Annotated in this window: 15 protein-coding genes; 8 read left to right on the forward strand and 7 right to left on the reverse strand. The window is 51.6% G+C overall.

Annotation, left to right across the window (positions count from 1 at the left end):
* Positions 1 to 37: 37 nt before the first annotated feature.
* Positions 38 to 1576 carry a 2-isopropylmalate synthase gene (locus tag KDX31_16750; protein ID UTW02957.1) on the reverse strand — a complete coding sequence of 513 codons (1539 nt, stop codon included), beginning with the start codon at positions 1574 to 1576 and terminating at the stop codon, positions 38 to 40.
* Positions 1577 to 1820: 244 nt separating this feature from the next.
* Here KDX31_16750 and KDX31_16755 point away from each other — a divergent pair, with 244 nt between their 5' ends.
* Positions 1821 to 3011, forward strand: coding sequence for a PatB family C-S lyase (locus KDX31_16755; GenBank protein ID UTW02958.1), 1191 nt, complete (start codon positions 1821 to 1823; stop codon positions 3009 to 3011).
* A 60-nt stretch (positions 3012 to 3071) separates the two neighbouring features.
* Here KDX31_16755 and KDX31_16760 read toward each other — a convergent pair whose 3' ends face one another.
* Complete coding sequence (locus tag KDX31_16760; protein UTW02959.1) at positions 3072 to 3695, reverse strand: hypothetical protein; 624 nt, start codon at positions 3693 to 3695, stop codon at positions 3072 to 3074.
* A gap of 232 nt (positions 3696 to 3927) precedes the next feature.
* Between KDX31_16760 and KDX31_16765 the strand changes: the two genes are divergently transcribed.
* Both KDX31_16765 and KDX31_16770 read left to right on the forward strand, forming a co-directional pair.
* The gene (locus tag KDX31_16765; protein ID UTW02960.1) at positions 3928 to 4173 is read left to right on the forward strand and encodes a hypothetical protein; all 246 of its coding nucleotides are present in this window, start codon (positions 3928 to 3930) and stop codon (positions 4171 to 4173) included.
* A gap of 112 nt (positions 4174 to 4285) precedes the next feature.
* Complete coding sequence (locus KDX31_16770; protein UTW02961.1) at positions 4286 to 4912, forward strand: hemolysin III family protein; 627 nt, start codon at positions 4286 to 4288, stop codon at positions 4910 to 4912.
* 120 nt (positions 4913 to 5032) lie between these two features.
* Here KDX31_16770 and KDX31_16775 read toward each other — a convergent pair whose 3' ends face one another.
* The 3 genes from KDX31_16775 to efp all read right to left on the reverse strand — a co-directional run bounded on the left by KDX31_16775 (position 5033) and on the right by efp (position 7894).
* Positions 5033 to 5530: an Hsp20/alpha crystallin family protein gene (locus tag KDX31_16775; protein ID UTW02962.1), complete on the reverse strand. Its 498-nt coding sequence runs from the start codon at positions 5528 to 5530 to the stop codon at positions 5033 to 5035.
* Between the two features lie 291 nt (positions 5531 to 5821).
* Positions 5822 to 6793, reverse strand: a complete 972-nt coding sequence (genX, locus tag KDX31_16780; GenBank protein UTW02963.1) for an EF-P lysine aminoacylase GenX — start codon at positions 6791 to 6793, stop codon at positions 5822 to 5824.
* Positions 6794 to 7330: 537 nt separating this feature from the next.
* Positions 7331 to 7894: an elongation factor P gene (gene efp / locus KDX31_16785; GenBank protein UTW02964.1), complete on the reverse strand. Its 564-nt coding sequence runs from the start codon at positions 7892 to 7894 to the stop codon at positions 7331 to 7333.
* A 110-nt stretch (positions 7895 to 8004) separates the two neighbouring features.
* On the opposite strand from efp, the gene epmB reads away from it, so the two are divergent.
* Both epmB and KDX31_16795 read left to right on the forward strand, forming a co-directional pair.
* A complete protein-coding gene (gene epmB / locus KDX31_16790) occupies positions 8005 to 9015 on the forward strand; it encodes an EF-P beta-lysylation protein EpmB (GenBank protein ID UTW02965.1) in 1011 nt (336 codons plus the stop codon).
* 7 nt (positions 9016 to 9022) lie between these two features.
* Positions 9023 to 9838, forward strand: a complete 816-nt coding sequence (locus tag KDX31_16795; GenBank protein UTW02966.1) for a glucosaminidase domain-containing protein — start codon at positions 9023 to 9025, stop codon at positions 9836 to 9838.
* 55 nt (positions 9839 to 9893) lie between these two features.
* Here KDX31_16795 and KDX31_16800 read toward each other — a convergent pair whose 3' ends face one another.
* Positions 9894 to 13226 carry an EAL domain-containing protein gene (locus KDX31_16800; GenBank protein ID UTW02967.1) on the reverse strand — a complete coding sequence of 1111 codons (3333 nt, stop codon included), beginning with the start codon at positions 13224 to 13226 and terminating at the stop codon, positions 9894 to 9896.
* A gap of 732 nt (positions 13227 to 13958) precedes the next feature.
* Positions 13959 to 14273 carry a DUF1820 family protein gene (locus KDX31_16805; protein UTW02968.1) on the reverse strand — a complete coding sequence of 105 codons (315 nt, stop codon included), beginning with the start codon at positions 14271 to 14273 and terminating at the stop codon, positions 13959 to 13961.
* A gap of 156 nt (positions 14274 to 14429) precedes the next feature.
* Here KDX31_16805 and miaB point away from each other — a divergent pair, with 156 nt between their 5' ends.
* The 3 genes from miaB to ybeY all read left to right on the forward strand — a co-directional run bounded on the left by miaB (position 14430) and on the right by ybeY (position 17320).
* A complete protein-coding gene (gene miaB / locus KDX31_16810; GenBank protein ID UTW02969.1) occupies positions 14430 to 15788 on the forward strand; it encodes a tRNA (N6-isopentenyl adenosine(37)-C2)-methylthiotransferase MiaB in 1359 nt (452 codons plus the stop codon).
* A gap of 75 nt (positions 15789 to 15863) precedes the next feature.
* Positions 15864 to 16865 (forward strand): PhoH family protein, encoded by a 1002-nt coding sequence (locus tag KDX31_16815; GenBank protein UTW02970.1) that lies wholly within the window; start codon positions 15864 to 15866, stop codon positions 16863 to 16865.
* Positions 16862 to 17320 (forward strand): rRNA maturation RNase YbeY, encoded by a 459-nt coding sequence (gene ybeY / locus KDX31_16820; protein UTW02971.1) that lies wholly within the window; start codon positions 16862 to 16864, stop codon positions 17318 to 17320. Before KDX31_16815 ends, ybeY begins: the two co-directional genes overlap by 4 nt.
* Position 17321 lies beyond the last annotated feature (1 nt).

Raw genomic sequence — 17321 nt, forward strand, 5'->3', positions numbered from 1 at the left:
AATTTTATACCCTGAAACGAACCGAGGTCTCGGCGGGTTAAACCTGAGGGTGGGCTTTCTCTTCGGTCGATTCCAGCATATTCAGCGCATGGATATAGGCTTTCGCCGACGCGATAATAATATCGGTGTCAGCCCCCAGGCCATTCACAATACGCCCACCTTTTTCCAGCCGAACGGTCACTTCGCCCTGAGAGTCGGTGCCGCTGGTAATCGCATTAACCGAGTACAGCTCCAGTGATGCGTTTGACTGAACAAGCGATTCAATCGCTTTCAACGCAGCATCCACCGGCCCGCTGCCAGCAGACTCAGCGGTTTTTTCAATATCATCCACCGCCACCGTCACCTTAGCAACCGGCACTTCTCCGGTCTGGGAGGTCACCGACAGGCTGCTCAGTTTAAACTTCTCGTAGTGCGACGCCCGGGTATCGCTCACCAGCGCCTGCAGGTCCTCATCAAAAATCTCATGCTTTTTATCTGCCAGATCTTTAAACCGGGCAAACGCGGTATTCAGTTCCGCATCCGATTCAAAGGTCGTTCCCAGCTCTTCCAGACGGGCCCGGAATGCACTCCGGCCAGAGTGTTTCCCCATCACCATTTTATTAGCATTCCAGCCAACATCCTGGGCGGTCATAATTTCGTAAGTTTCCCGATGTTTCAGTACACCGTCCTGATGGATACCGGACTCGTGCGCGAAGGCATTGGCCCCGACAATCGCCTTGTTGGGCTGCACCGGAAAACCGGTAACACTGGAAACCAGTCGTGACGCAGGCACAATCTGTGTGGTATCGATGCCGGTATGCAGCCCCAGCACATCCTGACGGGTACGCAGCGCCATCACCACCTCCTCGAGCGAAGCATTACCGGCCCGCTCTCCCAGGCCGTTAATGGTACACTCCACCTGCCGGGCTCCCGCGCTGACAGCCGCCAGCGAGTTCGCTACCGCCAGGCCGAGGTCGTTATGACAATGTACCGAGAAGACCGCTTTATCGGCATTGGGAATCCGTTGTAGCAGCTGCTGGATTGTATGACCAAACTCTTCCGGCACGGCATAACCCACCGTATCGGGAATATTGATGGTGCGGGCACCGGCATCAATAACCTTCTCAATGATACGACACATAAAGTCCAGCTCTGAACGGCTGGCATCCTCCAGCGAGAACTCCACATCGCCGATCAGATTCCGCGCCCGCTTAACAGCATAGACCGCCTGCTCAACCACTTTGTCAGGGTCCATCTGCAACTTATACTTCATGTGGATAGGCGAGGTGGCAATAAAGGTATGAATACGTCCCGAATTGGCATTCACCAGCGCTTCGCCGGCGCGGTCAATATCCGCATCCAACGCCCGGGACAGTGAGCACACGGTGCTGTCCTTAATGGTATCGGCAATCGCTTTAACCGAGGCAAAATCTCCCGGTGAGGCGATCGCAAAGCCTGCCTCAATCACATCAACCCGCATCTTTTCCAGCTGTTTGGCAATGCGCAGCTTCTCTTCACGGGTCATTGATGCGCCGGGGCTCTGTTCACCATCACGCAGAGTGGTATCAAAAATAATTACACGGTTGTTATCGGTCATGACCGGACTCCAGAAACTGATTGGCTGACACGATTATAGTGCCGCATTAGCTGTAATGATTAGCCTGAAAAGAGATCGACAGGTGACGTGACGAAGGCGTGCAAATGAAAAAATTTGCCGGGAAATCAGAGCCACATCCACTATATTATCTGATACCGACTAATATAACTTCCTGATGGCTATTTGCAACTGAATGACATACAAATAGATGTCTGCCAGCCTCTGAATGAAAGGGATTCAACCGATGAGTAACCGCGGTGCACGCAACCAGAAATCCAGCACAACACAAGCTTTCGATCAGCCGGTCGATCGCCAGACAACCTCCAGCCAGAAGTGGGAGAAATACCGCGATACCGACATTCTTCCGATGTGGGTCGCCGATACTGATTTTATGGCACCACCGGCGGTAATTGAGGCGTTGCAGGCACGGGTCGACCATGGCATCTTCGGTTATACCAATACCCCGGCTGAACTCAGCCAGCTGATTATTGAACGACTGCAAACTCTTTATAACTGGACCATTCAGGAGGAGTGGCTGGTCTGGCTGCCAGGACTGGTCTGCGGCCTGAATCTGGCTTGTCGCAGCGTTGGAGTCAGTCAGGATGAAGTCGCCACCGCCAAACCGGTCTACCCCCCCTTCATGTCGGCTCCCCGGTTGTCTGACCGGCGTCTGATCACCATTCCTATGGTGGAGCAACAGCAGCGCTGGCTGATCGATTTCGACACCCTGGAGCGGTCGGTCAGCGATAGCACCCGCCTGCTGCTATTCTGCAACCCGCATAACCCCGGCGGCACCGTATATCGTCAGGAGGAACTCGAACGGCTGGCGCAGATCTGCCTGAAACACGGTCTGACCGTATGTTCCGATGAGATCCACTGCGACCTGATCATGGAACCGGGACTGAAGCATATCCCGCTGGGATCACTGAACAGCGAGATCGCCAGTAAAACCATAACCCTGATGGCCCCCAGCAAAACCTTTAATATCGCCGGACTGGGCTGTTCCTTTGCCATCATTCCCGACGCTCAGTTACGTAAACAGTTTCAGCAGGTTCGCAAAGGGATCGTGCCGGACGTCAACCTGCTCGGTTATACTGCGACGATGGCGGCTTATAAAGATGGCGGGGAATGGCACCAACAGCAGCTGGATTACCTCAAAGGCAACCGCGACTATCTGATGAAAGAGATCAATCAGATCCCCGGGCTACGGCTCAATCCTGTGGAAGCCACCTATCTGGCCTGGATCGATGTTTCAGCCGCCAAACTGGAAAACCCGGCACACTTCTTTGAACAGGCCGGTGTTGGCATGTCACCCGGCCGGGATTTCGGTGACGACCACTTTATGCGCCTCAACTTCGGCTGCACCCGCAGTCTGCTGATTGAAGCGGTAGAGCGGATCCGCCGGGCGATGCTAAGCCATCTGCCCGGGGGATAAAATCGTCAGATGCGATAGCCTCGTTTGCCAGTCGTTAGATGGATGGTATGTATAACAGACTTATTCATTGCGGTCTGATACATCATCGATATCTACAATGGGAATATCCCCTTTTCTGAGCGCCTCCCGAAAAGCCAGTTTTCCTGATTGAAATGCTTCGGCATCGCCGAAGGCGGTAAAGTAGAGATAACGCTCATGGGGATCAACAATCTTGCGGGCGTGTTTGATAGGGCACCAGTATTGCTCTGTCCTGGCTGAGACTTCCCGGGCATAACTGAGAAGGCCGTTGCCATATGAACAATAGACACAGTTTATCTTCTGCATCAGGTTCAGATAGGCCAGATGGTGTCGATCAAATACCAGGTAATCGCCCCGATTTACTCTGGGGATCTGATACAGCCGGAAGCAGGTATGTTGATAGAGTGTTATCGCCAGGTCAAAAACCACCATCGGTACGATCATCGAATAGATAATCGGGGCAGATAGTACGTTGCGGGGCTTGCTTGATTTGAACCACTGAAACAAGCCCTCCCTGAGTAGCTGATGCGTCTGCTTGAACTTCTCTTCAAACTCAATTCGGGTACCTTCTACCCGATACAGCAGATCTTGTTCATTTAATACGCTTTCAAGCTCCTGTTTCAGCGACTCAATCTGGAAAATGATTTTACGGATTTTATCATTCATTAGCGCGTCTGCCGTAACGATAGTTATGCAATCACCATAGATCTCATTGGCCATAAATACCAAGTGTGGCAGGGCTTTTCTATAACTGTAATCGGATAACTATCAGCAACAGCTATACTTATAAAACACATGAAATTTTGGTTGGCTAATCTGACTCTATAGCATCGGTAGAATACCCGCTATTTGGGTTCACAAACGCCCCTTCCGGGGCAAAGTAAACGGAGTCCGGGACATGGCTAGTACAGGTAAAACAATAGATGTAGGCGCACAAGACCCTGAATTAAAAACATCACCTATCACCGGAGAGATGGATGAGGATTTTGATCTGTTATCGCAGGTATCAGATGACCACGCAGCCTGCTTGTTTAACAATGCAACCTACCCTCACGGGTGTTATGTGACCAGTGGCACGGTGATGTTCGTCTGTAACAATGGCATCTGGCTTAATGTAGGCAGTAGCGATACAGATAACTTGTAGCCTCAATGAACGGTTCAGGCTTAATGCTGTACCCGGCATGCCGGAGCAGTTCGCCAAGCTGCATAATGAGGGAAGTTTAATCACGGCTAAACCTTAAGCAGTAAGGTTCGCTATGTATTATGGTGAAAAATTAAACAGTATCAGCCACTTAATAGGTACCGTTCTCGCGTTAGTGGGGTTTGGGGCGTTACTGGCTATATCTATTGAACACGATAGTGTGCCTATGACCATTAGCTTCATTATTTTTGGTCTGACCCTGGTTTTGCTTTATAGCGTCTCAACGCTCTATCACAGCTTGCAGCAGCACAGCATAAAACGGCTCTTCCGGAAGCTTGATCATGTCGCCATTTATTTTCTGATTTCAGGGACATACACTCCCTATATGCTGGTATCTCTGGCTGAAAATAATGGGCCATTATTACTGAGCATTATCTGGGGGATGGCGGTTATCGGAATCTTAATTGACACCCTTAACCCAAACCGCATTGAGGCGCTGCAAATCAGTATTTACCTCGTCATGGGGTGGGCGTGCATCTTCGAGTATTCCAGCCTGCAAAGAGTAATTCCTGCTGCCGGAATGTTCTGGCTGACGGTGGGCGGTATTACCTACACCTGCGGTATTATCTTTTATGTACTGGATCATTTCAACAAACTGCCCCATGCACATGGTATCTGGCATGTGTTTGTTCTATCGGGCTCGATCAGTCATTTTATTTCGATTATTGGCTACGTCAGATAACACACGAGGGGACGTTTCTGTGAAGTGGCCAATAAAGCTACCTGAGCATTTATCGTTTCAGACTGGCTCAGTCAGGTTATGCGTTTATTGGCCACCACAATATAAAAACTGATGGCAGATTCAATCAATTTTCAGATCTATACGCTTTGTTTTCTCTGTCTTTGGCAGCGTGAGCTCAAGCATACCGTCCTTGAACTTAGCTTTCGACGCTTGACTATCGACATAAGAAGGCAGACCCACCGTCCGGCTGAATGAACTTTGAGAAATCTCACAACGGTGATATTCACCTTCCTCTTCTTTTTCTTCGGTTTTTCTTTCACCACTAATGGTCACTGAATTCTCCGTGAGTGAAAGCTTTATTTCATCCTTATTGAAGCCAGGCATTTCTGCCCGAACAATGACTTCATTATCTCTATTAATGACATCCACTTTTGGAGATTGCATACTGCTAGGTAACTGAAAGTTAGGCCAGTTTGTCAGCTCAAGCCCCCTGGGAGTCATCCAGTGACCGGGAAAGAAGTTCTCAAATAGCTGCTCAATTTCACTAAATGGGCTCAGCTTTTGATGGGACTTTGCAGGCTCAAGCTCTTGCACTTTTTTGAATTTACGATTACTCATCTTACTACCTCCAGTGTTTGGGAATGTTAAGTGCACTTAAGGTATAGCTGAGAATTTTTGAGGTTGAAAGGAGAAAACATCTAAACTGATGCCGATCAATAAACAACCAAAGGTTTACCCTTTAAAGCGTTATTCTAAACTCCGGATGGCTTCTCCTGATACTGACCGGACCGTGGCGCAAAGGACATTCTTAGCCGCATAATCAATGAGAGAGCAAACGAAAAAGCAGCCTGTAAGCTGCTCTTTACGCTTTTTCTCGCGAGCCACGTAACGGTGATCTGGCAACTGCGGTTATGCCCGCTCAAATGGCAGTGCAATCACATCACTGATCTGTTCGGTTCCCAGTGTCAGCATAACCAACCGGTCCAGCCCCATAGCGACTCCGGCGCACGCGGGCATACCGGCTTCAAGTGCATCCACCAGCAAACTATCGGTGGGTCTGACGGGCAGGCCTTCAAGTTGCCGCTGAGTTACATCCCGCTGGAAACGGCGCGCCTGCTCATCCGCATCGGTCAGTTCATAGTAACCGTTCGCCAGCTCCACTCCGGCCACAAACAGTTCAAACCGACACGCCACCGCGTGCCCCTCGTTATCTTCGGCGATACGTGACAAAGCTGCCTGACTGGCCGGGTAGTCGTAGACAAATACCGCGCCCTTGTCAGCCAGCTGCGGTTCGATCACATGGGACATCAGCAGATTCAGCCAGTTATCCCGGTTCTCATCCTCCATCTCCACATCGATGTGCTGACGGGTGATTGCTGCCAGTTCGGCAACGGTTACCGCTGGCAGATCAATATTAAGATAGTGCCGGAACAGCTCACCATAGCTGATACGCTGAAATCCGTTATTACCGATAACCAGCCCTACCAGGGCTTCAACCTCATCCATCAGCTGATGGTGATCAAAACCGGGGCGATACCACTCCAGCATGGTGAATTCGGGATTATGGCGACGGCCACACTCGCCATTACGGAACGCTTTACAGATCTGATAGATGGCGCCGCTGCCCGAGGCCAGCAACCGCTTCATCGCATACTCAGGAGAGCTTTGCAGATAGCGGGTCTGTTCCTGCTGCCCGGGCAGCGGGTGGTAGCGACACTCAATCGTATCAATATAAGGGTCACTCACCGCCGCTGCAGTCATCAGGGGAGTTTCCACCTCCATCACATTACGCTCGGAGAAAAAACGGCGGATCCGGGCAAAAATATCCGCCCGTTTGCGCAGATTCTCAATCGGCGCTGTCGCCTGCCACAACTCACTCATATGAGATTACCTTTCAAAAATACCATTGCATCTGCCCCGCGGCATACCGTACGTCCTGTCCTTGCCGCTCCCGTGCATCCCTGCACCCGCGGCATACCGTACGTCCTGTCCTTGCCGCTCCTGTGCATCCCTGCACCCACGGCATACCGTACGTCCTGTCCTTACCGCTCCTGTGCATCCCCGCACCCGCGGCATACCGTACGTCCTGTCCTTGCCGCTCCCGTGCATCCCTGCACCCGCGGCATACCGTACGTCCTGTCCTTACCGCTCCTGTGCATCCCTGCACCTGCGGCATACCGTACGTCCTGTCCTTACCGCTCCTGTGCATCCCTGCACCTGCGGCATACCGTACGTCCTGTACGTAAAAATGGCAGCCGAGGCTGCCATTTAAATAGTAAAAATTGAATTGAACGCGTTAAGAGTGCAGTGAGAACAAGGCTTAAACCGGTGAGCACGCGGAGTTAAGTCCCCTTAATGAGCATTGCGAACCGGTTTATAACGCAGTTATCACAAGCGCAATAGCGTTCAAACAATTTTTTAAGCGCGGGACACGTACTCGCCACTACGCGTATCGATCTTCAATATATCACCCTGTTCAATAAACAGAGGTACCCGCACAACCGCACCAGACTGAAGTTTTGCGGGCTTAGAGCCACCCTGTGCTGTATCACCCTTAAGACCCGGATCGGTCTCGGTCACTTCCAGTTCGACAAAGTTTGGCGGTGTAATCGATATCGGATTGTTATTCCACAAGGTTACCAGACACTTATCCTGCTCTTTCAGCCACAGGTGAGAATCGCCTACAGCGGTCTTATCGGCAGCAACCTGTTCATAACTTTGCGGATCCATGAAGTGCCACATCTCACCATCACAGTAGAGATATTCCATATCGGTATCCATGACATCAGCACTTTCAGCGGTTTCGTTGGACTTGAAGGTACGCTCCCAGGTACGCCCGGTCATCAGGTTTTTCAGTTTAACGCGGGTGAAAGCCTGACCTTTACCTGGTTTCACGAACTCGACATCTACCATTGAGCAAGGGTCACCCTCGATCATCACTTTCAGGCCGTTTTTAAACTGGTTGGATGGGTAATTTGCCATATTGATCTCGAAATAGATTAGACTCAGGTGAACTGTTGCCACCGCAAAATTGACACACATTCTACTTGAAAGGAGAATGCGAGCAAATTTTCCAGCGAAATTATTCTACTATGAACTCATCAATTCAGTTGCCCGATACCTGGCAGACCCTCCTCAGCCAGACATTAGAGAGCCCGGAAGCACTGATTCGCTATCTTGGACTGCCGGACTACCTGCTGGAAGGTGCCAACCGGGCCAGCCTGGAATTTGCAATGCGGATCCCCCGCCCCTGGCTGGACCGTATCGAAAAAGGCAATCCGGATGATCCGCTGCTCCGTCAGGTTCTGCCGCTGGGACAAGAGCTGGATGAGGTGCCCGGGTTTACCCAGGATCCGCTGGAAGAGATGCACAGCAACCCGGTTGACGGGCTGATTCATAAATATAAAGGCCGGGTACTGGTAATTCTGACCGGCGCCTGTGCGATCAACTGCCGCTACTGTTTCCGGCGTCACTTTCCCTATGCTGAAAACCGTCTTGGGCCACAGCAGTGGCAGAAGATTCTCGACTACATTGCGGCAGATAGCACGATCACCGAAATTATCTTCTCCGGTGGCGATCCGCTGGTATCGAGTGACTCGCGCTTACAACAACTGATCACTGACCTTGAGCAGATCCCCCATCTGACCCGCCTGCGTATTCACAGCCGGCTGCCGGTCGTGCTGCCCCAGCGGGTTACCGGGTCCTTCGTCAGTGTCCTGAAGCAGACCCGCCTTAAGGTGGTGACCGTTATCCACAGCAACCACCCTCAGGAACTGGATAACCACGTTGCCACAGCGATGCAGCGGCTGACACAGGCGGGTATTACCGTGCTGAATCAGGCGGTGCTGCTGCGGGGTATTAACGACAGTGCCGCCACCCTGAAGCAACTCAGTGAACAGTTGTTCAATATAGGTGTGTTACCCTACTACCTGTTTACCTTTGATCCGGTCAAAGGTGCGGCGCATTTCGATCTGCCGGATGATGAAGCCAGACAGCTGTTAAAACAGTTGCAGGATCAGCTACCAGGCTATCTGGTCCCCAGACTGGCCCGTGAAATTCCGGGACGGGGCGCAAAAACCCTGCTGTTTGCTGATCAGGAGTAGTTAAGATATGAACGCAACCACAAAACACACCCCACTACAGACGGTATTATTGTTTATCGCCGCACTGACGTTTGGCTTCGGCGCCCTGGTGCAGATCGCTGATCGGCGTGCTCAGACAGCGGTCCCGGTAGTCTACAAGTCCCTGCAGACACCCGCCGATATTGTTCTTCTTAGCAATCCGGTTAAAGCCGTTGCCTACACCTCGGTGGTGTCACTGGCGAAACTACCGGTGGCCGATAAGAAACAACGTTTTATAGCGCTGCTGCTGCCGGCCATTCTGATCAGCAAGCAGCATCTGAAACAGCAGCGAAACAGGCTCGATCAGTTACTCTCAAAATCCCGCCTGACGACCGATGAACAGGCCTGGCTGGACCAGCTCCAGGCGGTGTACGGTACAACAGGCTCTCCCGCAGAACTGCGCAAGCGAATGATCGGTCTGCCAAACAGCCTGATACTGGCTCAGGCAGCCATTGAAACCGGCTGGGGAAGTTCACGTTTTTTCGTGCAGGCGAACAATGTGTTCGGCGTCTGGTCGTTTGATCCGACCGAGAAGCGCATTATGGCGAGTCAGCGGCGCGATGGTAAAGCGGTCTACGTCAAGCGCTACGGCTCGTTACTCGGTGCAATTGAGGATTATTTTCTCACGCTGGGGCGGGGCAGCGCATATACCGAGCTGCGCCTCGCAGCCCAACACTCTCAGGACAGTCTGGTACTGATAAAACACCTGCATCGCTACAGTGAGCTCGGCAATGACTACGTTGAACGGCTCAACGGTATGATCCGGCATAATCGCTTAAAACGCTATGATAGCTACCAGCTGTAAAACAGGATTATCGCGGCCTTTCAGCCAGGCGGGCCAGGCAGGTTAGCCTCCCTGCTTAGCGGTCATCCTTTCCGCTAACCTGTTGTAACAGCGTATCCAGAGGCACAGGCAGACCCAGCCCGTAGCCCTGCCCATAGTCGACGCCGATCTCGCGCAGCATCTCGCATACCTCATCATTCTCAACAAATTCAGCAATGGTGGTTTTGCCCATGACATGACCGATATCATTGATCGACTTAACCATCGCCAGATCCAGCTCATCCTCCAGAATCCCTTTCACAAACAGGCCGTCAATCTTGAGATTATCCACCGGCAGATTTTTCAGGTAGGCAAAGGATGAGAGACCGCTACCAAAATCATCCAGTGAAAACTGACAACCGTAGGCCTTCAGCGCGGTAATAAACCGCTGGGCTTCAACAAGGTTAGCGATAGCCGAGGTTTCAGTAATCTCAAACTTCACCTTGTATGGCAATAGCGAAGAGCTTTCCAGATGCTTAATGATGGCCTCTTTAATACGCGGATCGCCCAGGCTGCCACCCGAAAGGTTAATGCCACAACAGCCAAAATACTGACTGAACTGGGTAAAGTTACGATCCAGCCACTGAAAGGCGTTACTGACCACCCACTCATCAATACGCCCGGCTAGTTGATAGCGTTCTGCCGCAGGCAAAAAAGCCCCCGGGGGAACGATATTACCCTCGCGGTCTTTCATTCGTAGCAGCAGCTCCACATCGGGCTTCAGCAGCGGGTTTTGTAACGGTACAATCACCTGGCCATAGAGTATGAAACGATTTTCCTCGAGCGCAGCATTAATCTCTGAGACCCAGTGCATCTCACCTTCACGGCGGGCCAGCATCTCGTTCTCCTGAGTGTAGAGATGCACCCGGTTACGCCCAGCATCCTTGGCGGTATAGCAGGCAGAGTCCGCCTGTTTGAGAATTTCAGTTAAATTAGCTGAGTGCTCATTAATAGCCACCACGCCGATACTGACCCCGATATTGAACGCCTGTTGCTCCCAGCAAAACTTAAAGTCGGCAATGGCATCCCGGACACTTTCAGCGACAATCTCAGCTTTTTCGAGGGGGCAGTTCTGCAGCAGAATACCGAACTCATCTCCCCCCAGGCGGGCAAGAGTATCGTTAGACCTTACCCGGCTCTGCAGCAATGAGGAAACCTGCCGCAATAGTTCATCACCCGCCACATGACCGCAGGTATCATTAACGACTTTAAACTGATCCAGATCGAGGAAGCAGAAAGCATGCTGACAGCCGGGCTGACGCTGCGTCTGAAACAGAGTTTGCAGGCGTATTTCAAACTCACGCCGGTTAATCAGTCCGGTCAACTGATCATGGCTGGCATGGTAGCTGATCTGCTCAGAAATCAGCCGGTTTTCGGTAATATCCTGTAGGGTGACCACATAGTTTGTCAGCACCCCGTGACAATCATAGATAGGGGCAATATTAACCTGCGCCCAGTAATGCCCTCCTGACTTTTTCCGGTTAGCAATCTCGCCACGCCAGTTTGGCTGTTTGACCAGTTCAGGCCATATATCACTATAAGAGACCGACTCCTCCCGGGCAAAATGAAGCATATGAAGACCCTGTCCCACAACGTCCTCAGGAACAAACCCGGTTTCTTCGGTAAACTTAGGGCTGGAATACTCAATCTCTCCATCCGGAAGCGTAATCAGCACCATATTCGGACTGAACTCTACCGCTTTGGATACTTTAACCAGTGCCTGTTCTGCCCTGCCACGCTCTTCAACTTCATACTGCAACGAAGCCGTTTTCTCTTTTACCAGTTGACTGATACGCAACGTACGACCGGTAAGGGAGAGCAACCAGCCATCAAGCAGGGCGGCAAATAACATCCCGCCTAATAGAACAATCCAGCTGCTCCACTGAGAAAAATGCACAAAAAACTCAGGTTTTGCCTGATACTCAAAGCGATACACCCGGCCGCCAGATAAATACTCTTTAGTCCAGATCAGCGACTCATAACCATTCTTATGATTTAAACCGGAAGCGTATATCTGCTGCTCTGTACCCGTCACATCAAAGGCCTCAACGGCGATCTGCTCTGCCAGATCGGTGCGTTCACTCAGCACGTAATTCATAAAGTCACCCACCCGGTAAACCGCCGCAACCACCCCTTCTTCAGACAGTCCCCGATCAACGCCCCCATGATTTACCTGCAGATAGGCAACAATACCTTTTTGTTCTCCCGCCTCCTGAATCAATCTGATCGGGGCGGTAAAGGCTACATTGTTTTGCCTGCGTGCCCGCTGCAGAGCTTCCATCGCCAGCGGATTGCTAATCACGTTAAAACCATACGCCCGCTGATTGACTGCCAGTGGCTCGACGTAGGTGACCGGATAGTAAACGTCATTCTCGGGTGCCGTTAGCATGGCGCCATCTTCACCCCGCTCCACGATGCGCATAGGGGCAGCGGCAGAACGCTCATACTCAGACCGGTTATCGTTAGCAATCCGGGGAATCCACTCCAGCGCCTGTATTTCAGGATAACGTTGCAGCATATGCTGCGTAAAACTGTAAAAATTGGTTCTGCTGATGGACGAGCTGCTCAGAAACAGACTGCGTAATGAGTAAAGCACCTCGATACCGCTATCTAAGCGTGCCTCCATATTGGAATGCAACTGCTCCGCCTGCTGATTAAACTTCAGGGTTCGTTCTTGTGACTCATAGTTTTTGGTTATCGAAAACAGGACAACAATAACTATCAGCAAGCCCCCCATCGGTAGGACGATCGACCACTTTCGGGTAAATAAAGTACTCTGCCGGTTGGCAAACAGAGCCAGCAACATCGGTGCAACCACAATGGCACCGATGCTGTCACCAATCCACCAGGTCAGCCAGCTGATAAAAAATTGTTGCCCGCTGATAACGTCAAATAACAGCAGTGAAATGATCGCCATCAGGCTCGACATAAGCGAAGCCAGAGGCCCGATGATCAGCAGAAAAAGCGTTATCTGCTTATCATCAATCAGATCAGGCATGCCTCCCAAAAGCCGGTGAGTCAGCCAGACCGCGCCGGCGGCTTCCAGAATGGCTGCCATACTGAGTAAAGACATCAGCACAAGCGAGCGTAGCAGCCCTGTTGTCGTGTCGGTATCCAGCCAGCTGGTTGCATAGAACGCCATCAACGCGATAAACAGACCGAAACAGGCGCGATATCCCCGCAGCAGAATCGCGGCGATCGAAACGCCCGCCGCCGGCCACACTGCGGAGGCATCGCTTGGAGGGATCGATAGCAAGCCTACCGAAACCTGAGCCAGCAACAGGTAAGCCAGACCGGGTAATATATGTGTGCAAAACAGATCCGAAAGGCGACTTTGCGGTGCTTTGGCAAGTTGTAGGTTTGACGACATACAGCGGCTGCGTTCTCTTATATATGCTGGCTGATTGAAAGCTCTGTCAACAATGTACCCTAATTCATTAATAATATTGAGTCTTAACTACTCACTCTGCATATTCAAACTGCAATTTACCGATACAGATTGATCACTCAGAAAATCAGCCCGCCAAACTGTGACATGCCTCAACCCGACGACTTGATCTTTCATTCTATTTCGCTATTTTAAGGCCCGCTATTAGACGATACGCACATAACCGAACGCTACGAATACGCCAGAATAATTTACCCGGTTCAGGGTCAGTGAAATGTTCAGATAAAAAAGAAATTTCACAATGGATACAAATGTCTACGCTTCACCCCAGGCGGTATGAGAACCCCCATCAGATATCGCCACGCCGTTAACACTGAAGCAGATCCTGTTTTCATGTCAGGGACGCATTGGCCGATAGACGTTCTGACTTTGTTCGCTGGTATCGGCGCTGATCACATGAGTGGTGATCGCCGGGCTAGCCTTTTTAATCTTTACCGTCTCAAGCGACACAGCGCCTGGTGGATTCTGATTATGTTGGTCCCGGCAACAGGGTGCTGATTGAAGCGGGGTTTTATGGCGGGGAGCCCGGCGGCTAACAATTACGGTCCACCCAGCGCCAGATACAAAAAATGCGCCAAGCCTCATCGGCTTGGCGCATGTTATCGGTTCTGAGCGATCGGTTCTGACAATCGCTTTAACAGGCTAAAGGCGGGATCAGTTTCTCGGCGGCATCACCGGAAACGGGGTAACCGTCCCCTTAACTTCCGTAATTTTTGCCGGTCCTTCATGCTTCACTTCATCGATGCGGATGATCGCCTGCATCGGAATATAGCTGCGTTCAACATCTTCAAACTGTTTTTTAAGCTTTTCTTCGGAAGGATCAACAACCATCGAACCCTGATTACCAAAAACGATGTTTTCTACTTCCAGAAAGCCCCATAAATCACTTTGATAAACATTATGAGCGTAGATCTCATAGATCTCGTTCTGATTAAGAAATTTTATCCGGTAGATCGGGTCACTGGCCATGATTCACTGCACTCAAAAGGGTTAACTGCGGTTATTATGGGGACGCTTTAGCTGATTACAAGTCATTTCCGATGCGGTTAAAAACTATGCAGCCGGATTGCCATAAAGTATAATTCCCGCCCTTTTAATTTCTCCAAAATGTAGAACAGGTGTGCAATGGCCAAAAAGCTATTCATTAAAACCCACGGTTGCCAGATGAACGAGTACGATTCCTCACGCATGGCGGATCTGCTGGGCGAAAGCCATGAACTTGAGTTAACCGATAATCAGGACGAGGCGGATGTGCTGCTCCTGAACACCTGTTCCATTCGCGAAAAAGCGCAGGAAAAAGTATTCCATCAACTGGGACGCTGGCGCAAACTGAAAGCGAAGAACCCCGACCTGAAGATTGGCGTCGGCGGTTGTGTTGCGTCACAGGAAGGTGATGCGATTCTCAAGCGCGCGCCATACGTGGATATGATCTTCGGTCCGCAAACGCTACACCGCCTGCCGGAGATGATCGACCTCACGAACGCCGGCAACCAGAAGAAAGGCATTGTCGATATCAGCTTCCCCGAGATCGAGAAATTTGATCACCTGCCAGCGCCCCGGGTTGAAGGCGCTGAAGCCTTTGTTTCGGTGATGGAGGGCTGTAGTAAATACTGTACCTTCTGCGTTGTCCCCTACACCCGCGGTGAGGAGGTCAGCCGCCCACTGGATGACATCATTACCGAAGCGGTTGAGCTGTCAGAGCAAGGGGTGCGGGAGATCCACCTGCTGGGCCAGAACGTAAATGCTTACCAGGGCGCAACTCATGATGGCGACAGTGCTGACCTGGCGGAGCTGATCCGCTGCGTGGCAGCTATCGACGGTATCGATCGTATTCGTTTCACCACCTCCCATCCGGTCGAGTTCACCGATAGCCTGGTGGATGTTTACCGTGAAGTGCCTGAACTGGTGAGCTTCCTGCACCTGCCGGTGCAGAGTGGTTCTGACCGGATTCTGATGGCGATGAAGCGCGGCCATATGGCGCTGGAATACAAGTCACTGATTCGTAAAATCCGCGCCGCCCGGCCTGACATTACCCTGTCGTCCGACTTTATTGTGGGTTTCCCGGGGGAAAGCGATGCCGATTTCGAAGCGACTATGAACCTGATTGCTGAGATCGGCTTTGATAACTCTTACAGCTTTATCTACAGCCGTCGTCCGGGAACCCCTGCTGCGGACCTGCCCGATGACGTTTCAGAAGAGACCAAGAAGCAGCGTCTGAATATTCTGCAACAGCGCATCAGCCAGCAAGCGATGCAGATCAGCCGCCGGATGGTCGATTCGGTGCAACGAATTCTGGTGACCGATTACTCACGCAAAGATCCGGGGATGCTACAGGGTCGCACCGAGAATAACCGGGTGGTTAACTTCCGTTGCGAGAACCCTGACCAGATCGGTCATTTTGCTGATGTCCGTATCGTCGAAGCCTACAGCAATTCGCTGCTGGGTGAGCTGGTCGGTTCCGAACTGGATCAGGCCGGGGCATAATTTAAAGCGACTGTCATCAGGGCAGTCCGGTATCCTGCTAAACTAAACAGTATCTCTCTATTAAAGGATTCGTTTTTGAACACAGCGCAAACCATTCAGCTCACACTGGAGCCGGATAATCCGCAACACCTCTCCAACCTGTGCGGCCAGCTCGATGAGCATCTGCGTCTGATTGAACAACGACTCGGCATAGAGATCAGCAACCGGGGTAACAGCTTCAAACTGGCAGGCCGATCAAACGTCGTCCGTGCCGGAGCCAAGATGCTGGAACAGCTCTACGAAGATGCCCAACAGGGGGAGCAGATCACTCCGGATCAGATACACCTGCTCCTGCAACAATCCGGCGTTGAACAGCTGACCGGCGGTGAACCCACAGCAGCGGTGTATCAAGCAGATATCACCATCCAGACCCGCAAAACCCTGATCCGCCCCCGCGGCCCCAATCAGCAGGGATATGTTCGTTCAATCCTGACCCACGATATCAATTTCGGTATCGGCCCGGCCGGTACCGGCAAAACCTATCTGGCCGTTGCCTGTGCCTGCGAAGCACTGGAGCGCGAAGAGGTCAGCCGTATCCTGCTGGTCCGCCCCGCCGTTGAAGCCGGTGAAAAACTAGGCTTCCTGCCCGGCGATCTGAGCCAGAAGGTTGACCCTTACCTGCGTCCTCTGTACGACGCACTCTATGAGATGCTGGGAATTGAGCGGGTCAGTAAGCTGATCGAACGCAATGTGATCGAAGTCGCGCCCTTGGCGTATATGCGTGGCCGCACCCTCAACGGCTCTTTCGTTATTCTCGATGAAAGCCAGAACACCACCCGTGAGCAGATGAAGATGTTTCTCACCCGGATCGGGTTTGGTTCTACCGCCGTGATTACCGGTGACACCACTCAGATCGACCTGCCCAAAGGAGTCCGTTCCGGCCTGATCCATGCCAGTGAAGTACTCAAGGAGGTCAAAGGGATCGGCTTTACCCGCTTTACCGCCAAAGACGTGGTACGTCACCCATTGGTAGGCCATATTGTCGAAGCCTATGATGAATACGAACAGCGTCAGGATCCGCAACAGGACAGAAAATGAGCTACTTTGTTGACCGTCAGTGCCAGATAGACGATGAAAATCTTCCCTCTGAAGCACAACTGACCGAATGGGTCACTAGCGCCCTCAAGGGGCGCCTTGACGCAGCTGAACTCTCCATCCGCATTGTCTCCCCTGAGGAAAGCCGGGAACTCAATCACCAGTACCGGGGCAAGGATAGTGCCACCAACGTTTTATCCTTTCCTTTTGAAATGCCTGATGGAATAGAGCTGGATCTTCTGGGCGACCTGGTGGTATGCGCAGAGGTGGTTGCCAGAGAAGCCCACGAACAAAACAAGCCATTATTCCATCACTGGTGCCACATGGTGGTACACGGGGTATTGCATCTGCTTGGATTCGACCATATAAATAACGATGATGCGGAAGAGATGGAGCAGCTGGAAAAGGAAATCCTTGCCAGTCTGGGCATCCCTGACCCCTACCTGTTAACTGAATAAG

Origin of the sequence: Amphritea atlantica, from assembly GCA_024397875.1 — a bacterium.
GTDB lineage: Bacteria > Pseudomonadota > Gammaproteobacteria > Pseudomonadales > Balneatricaceae > Amphritea > Amphritea atlantica_B.

Excerpts from the sequence above, each read along its gene's own strand:
- KDX31_16750 (UTW02957.1), bottom strand. The coding sequence starts at position 1,576 with ATGACCGATAACAACCGTGTAATTATTTTTGATACCACTCTGCGTGAT.
- KDX31_16755 (UTW02958.1), top strand. The coding sequence starts at position 1,821 with ATGAGTAACCGCGGTGCACGCAACCAGAAATCCAGCACAACACAAGCT.
- KDX31_16760 (UTW02959.1), bottom strand. The coding sequence starts at position 3,695 with ATGAATGATAAAATCCGTAAAATCATTTTCCAGATTGAGTCGCTGAAA.
- KDX31_16765 (UTW02960.1), top strand. The coding sequence starts at position 3,928 with ATGGCTAGTACAGGTAAAACAATAGATGTAGGCGCACAAGACCCTGAA.
- KDX31_16770 (UTW02961.1), top strand. The coding sequence starts at position 4,286 with ATGTATTATGGTGAAAAATTAAACAGTATCAGCCACTTAATAGGTACC.
- KDX31_16775 (UTW02962.1), bottom strand. The coding sequence starts at position 5,530 with ATGAGTAATCGTAAATTCAAAAAAGTGCAAGAGCTTGAGCCTGCAAAG.
- genX (UTW02963.1), bottom strand. The coding sequence starts at position 6,793 with ATGAGTGAGTTGTGGCAGGCGACAGCGCCGATTGAGAATCTGCGCAAA.
- efp (UTW02964.1), bottom strand. The coding sequence starts at position 7,894 with ATGGCAAATTACCCATCCAACCAGTTTAAAAACGGCCTGAAAGTGATG.
- epmB (UTW02965.1), top strand. The coding sequence starts at position 8,005 with ATGAACTCATCAATTCAGTTGCCCGATACCTGGCAGACCCTCCTCAGC.
- KDX31_16795 (UTW02966.1), top strand. The coding sequence starts at position 9,023 with ATGAACGCAACCACAAAACACACCCCACTACAGACGGTATTATTGTTT.
- KDX31_16800 (UTW02967.1), bottom strand. The coding sequence starts at position 13,226 with ATGTCGTCAAACCTACAACTTGCCAAAGCACCGCAAAGTCGCCTTTCG.
- KDX31_16805 (UTW02968.1), bottom strand. The coding sequence starts at position 14,273 with ATGGCCAGTGACCCGATCTACCGGATAAAATTTCTTAATCAGAACGAG.
- miaB (UTW02969.1), top strand. The coding sequence starts at position 14,430 with ATGGCCAAAAAGCTATTCATTAAAACCCACGGTTGCCAGATGAACGAG.
- ybeY (UTW02971.1), top strand. The coding sequence starts at position 16,862 with ATGAGCTACTTTGTTGACCGTCAGTGCCAGATAGACGATGAAAATCTT.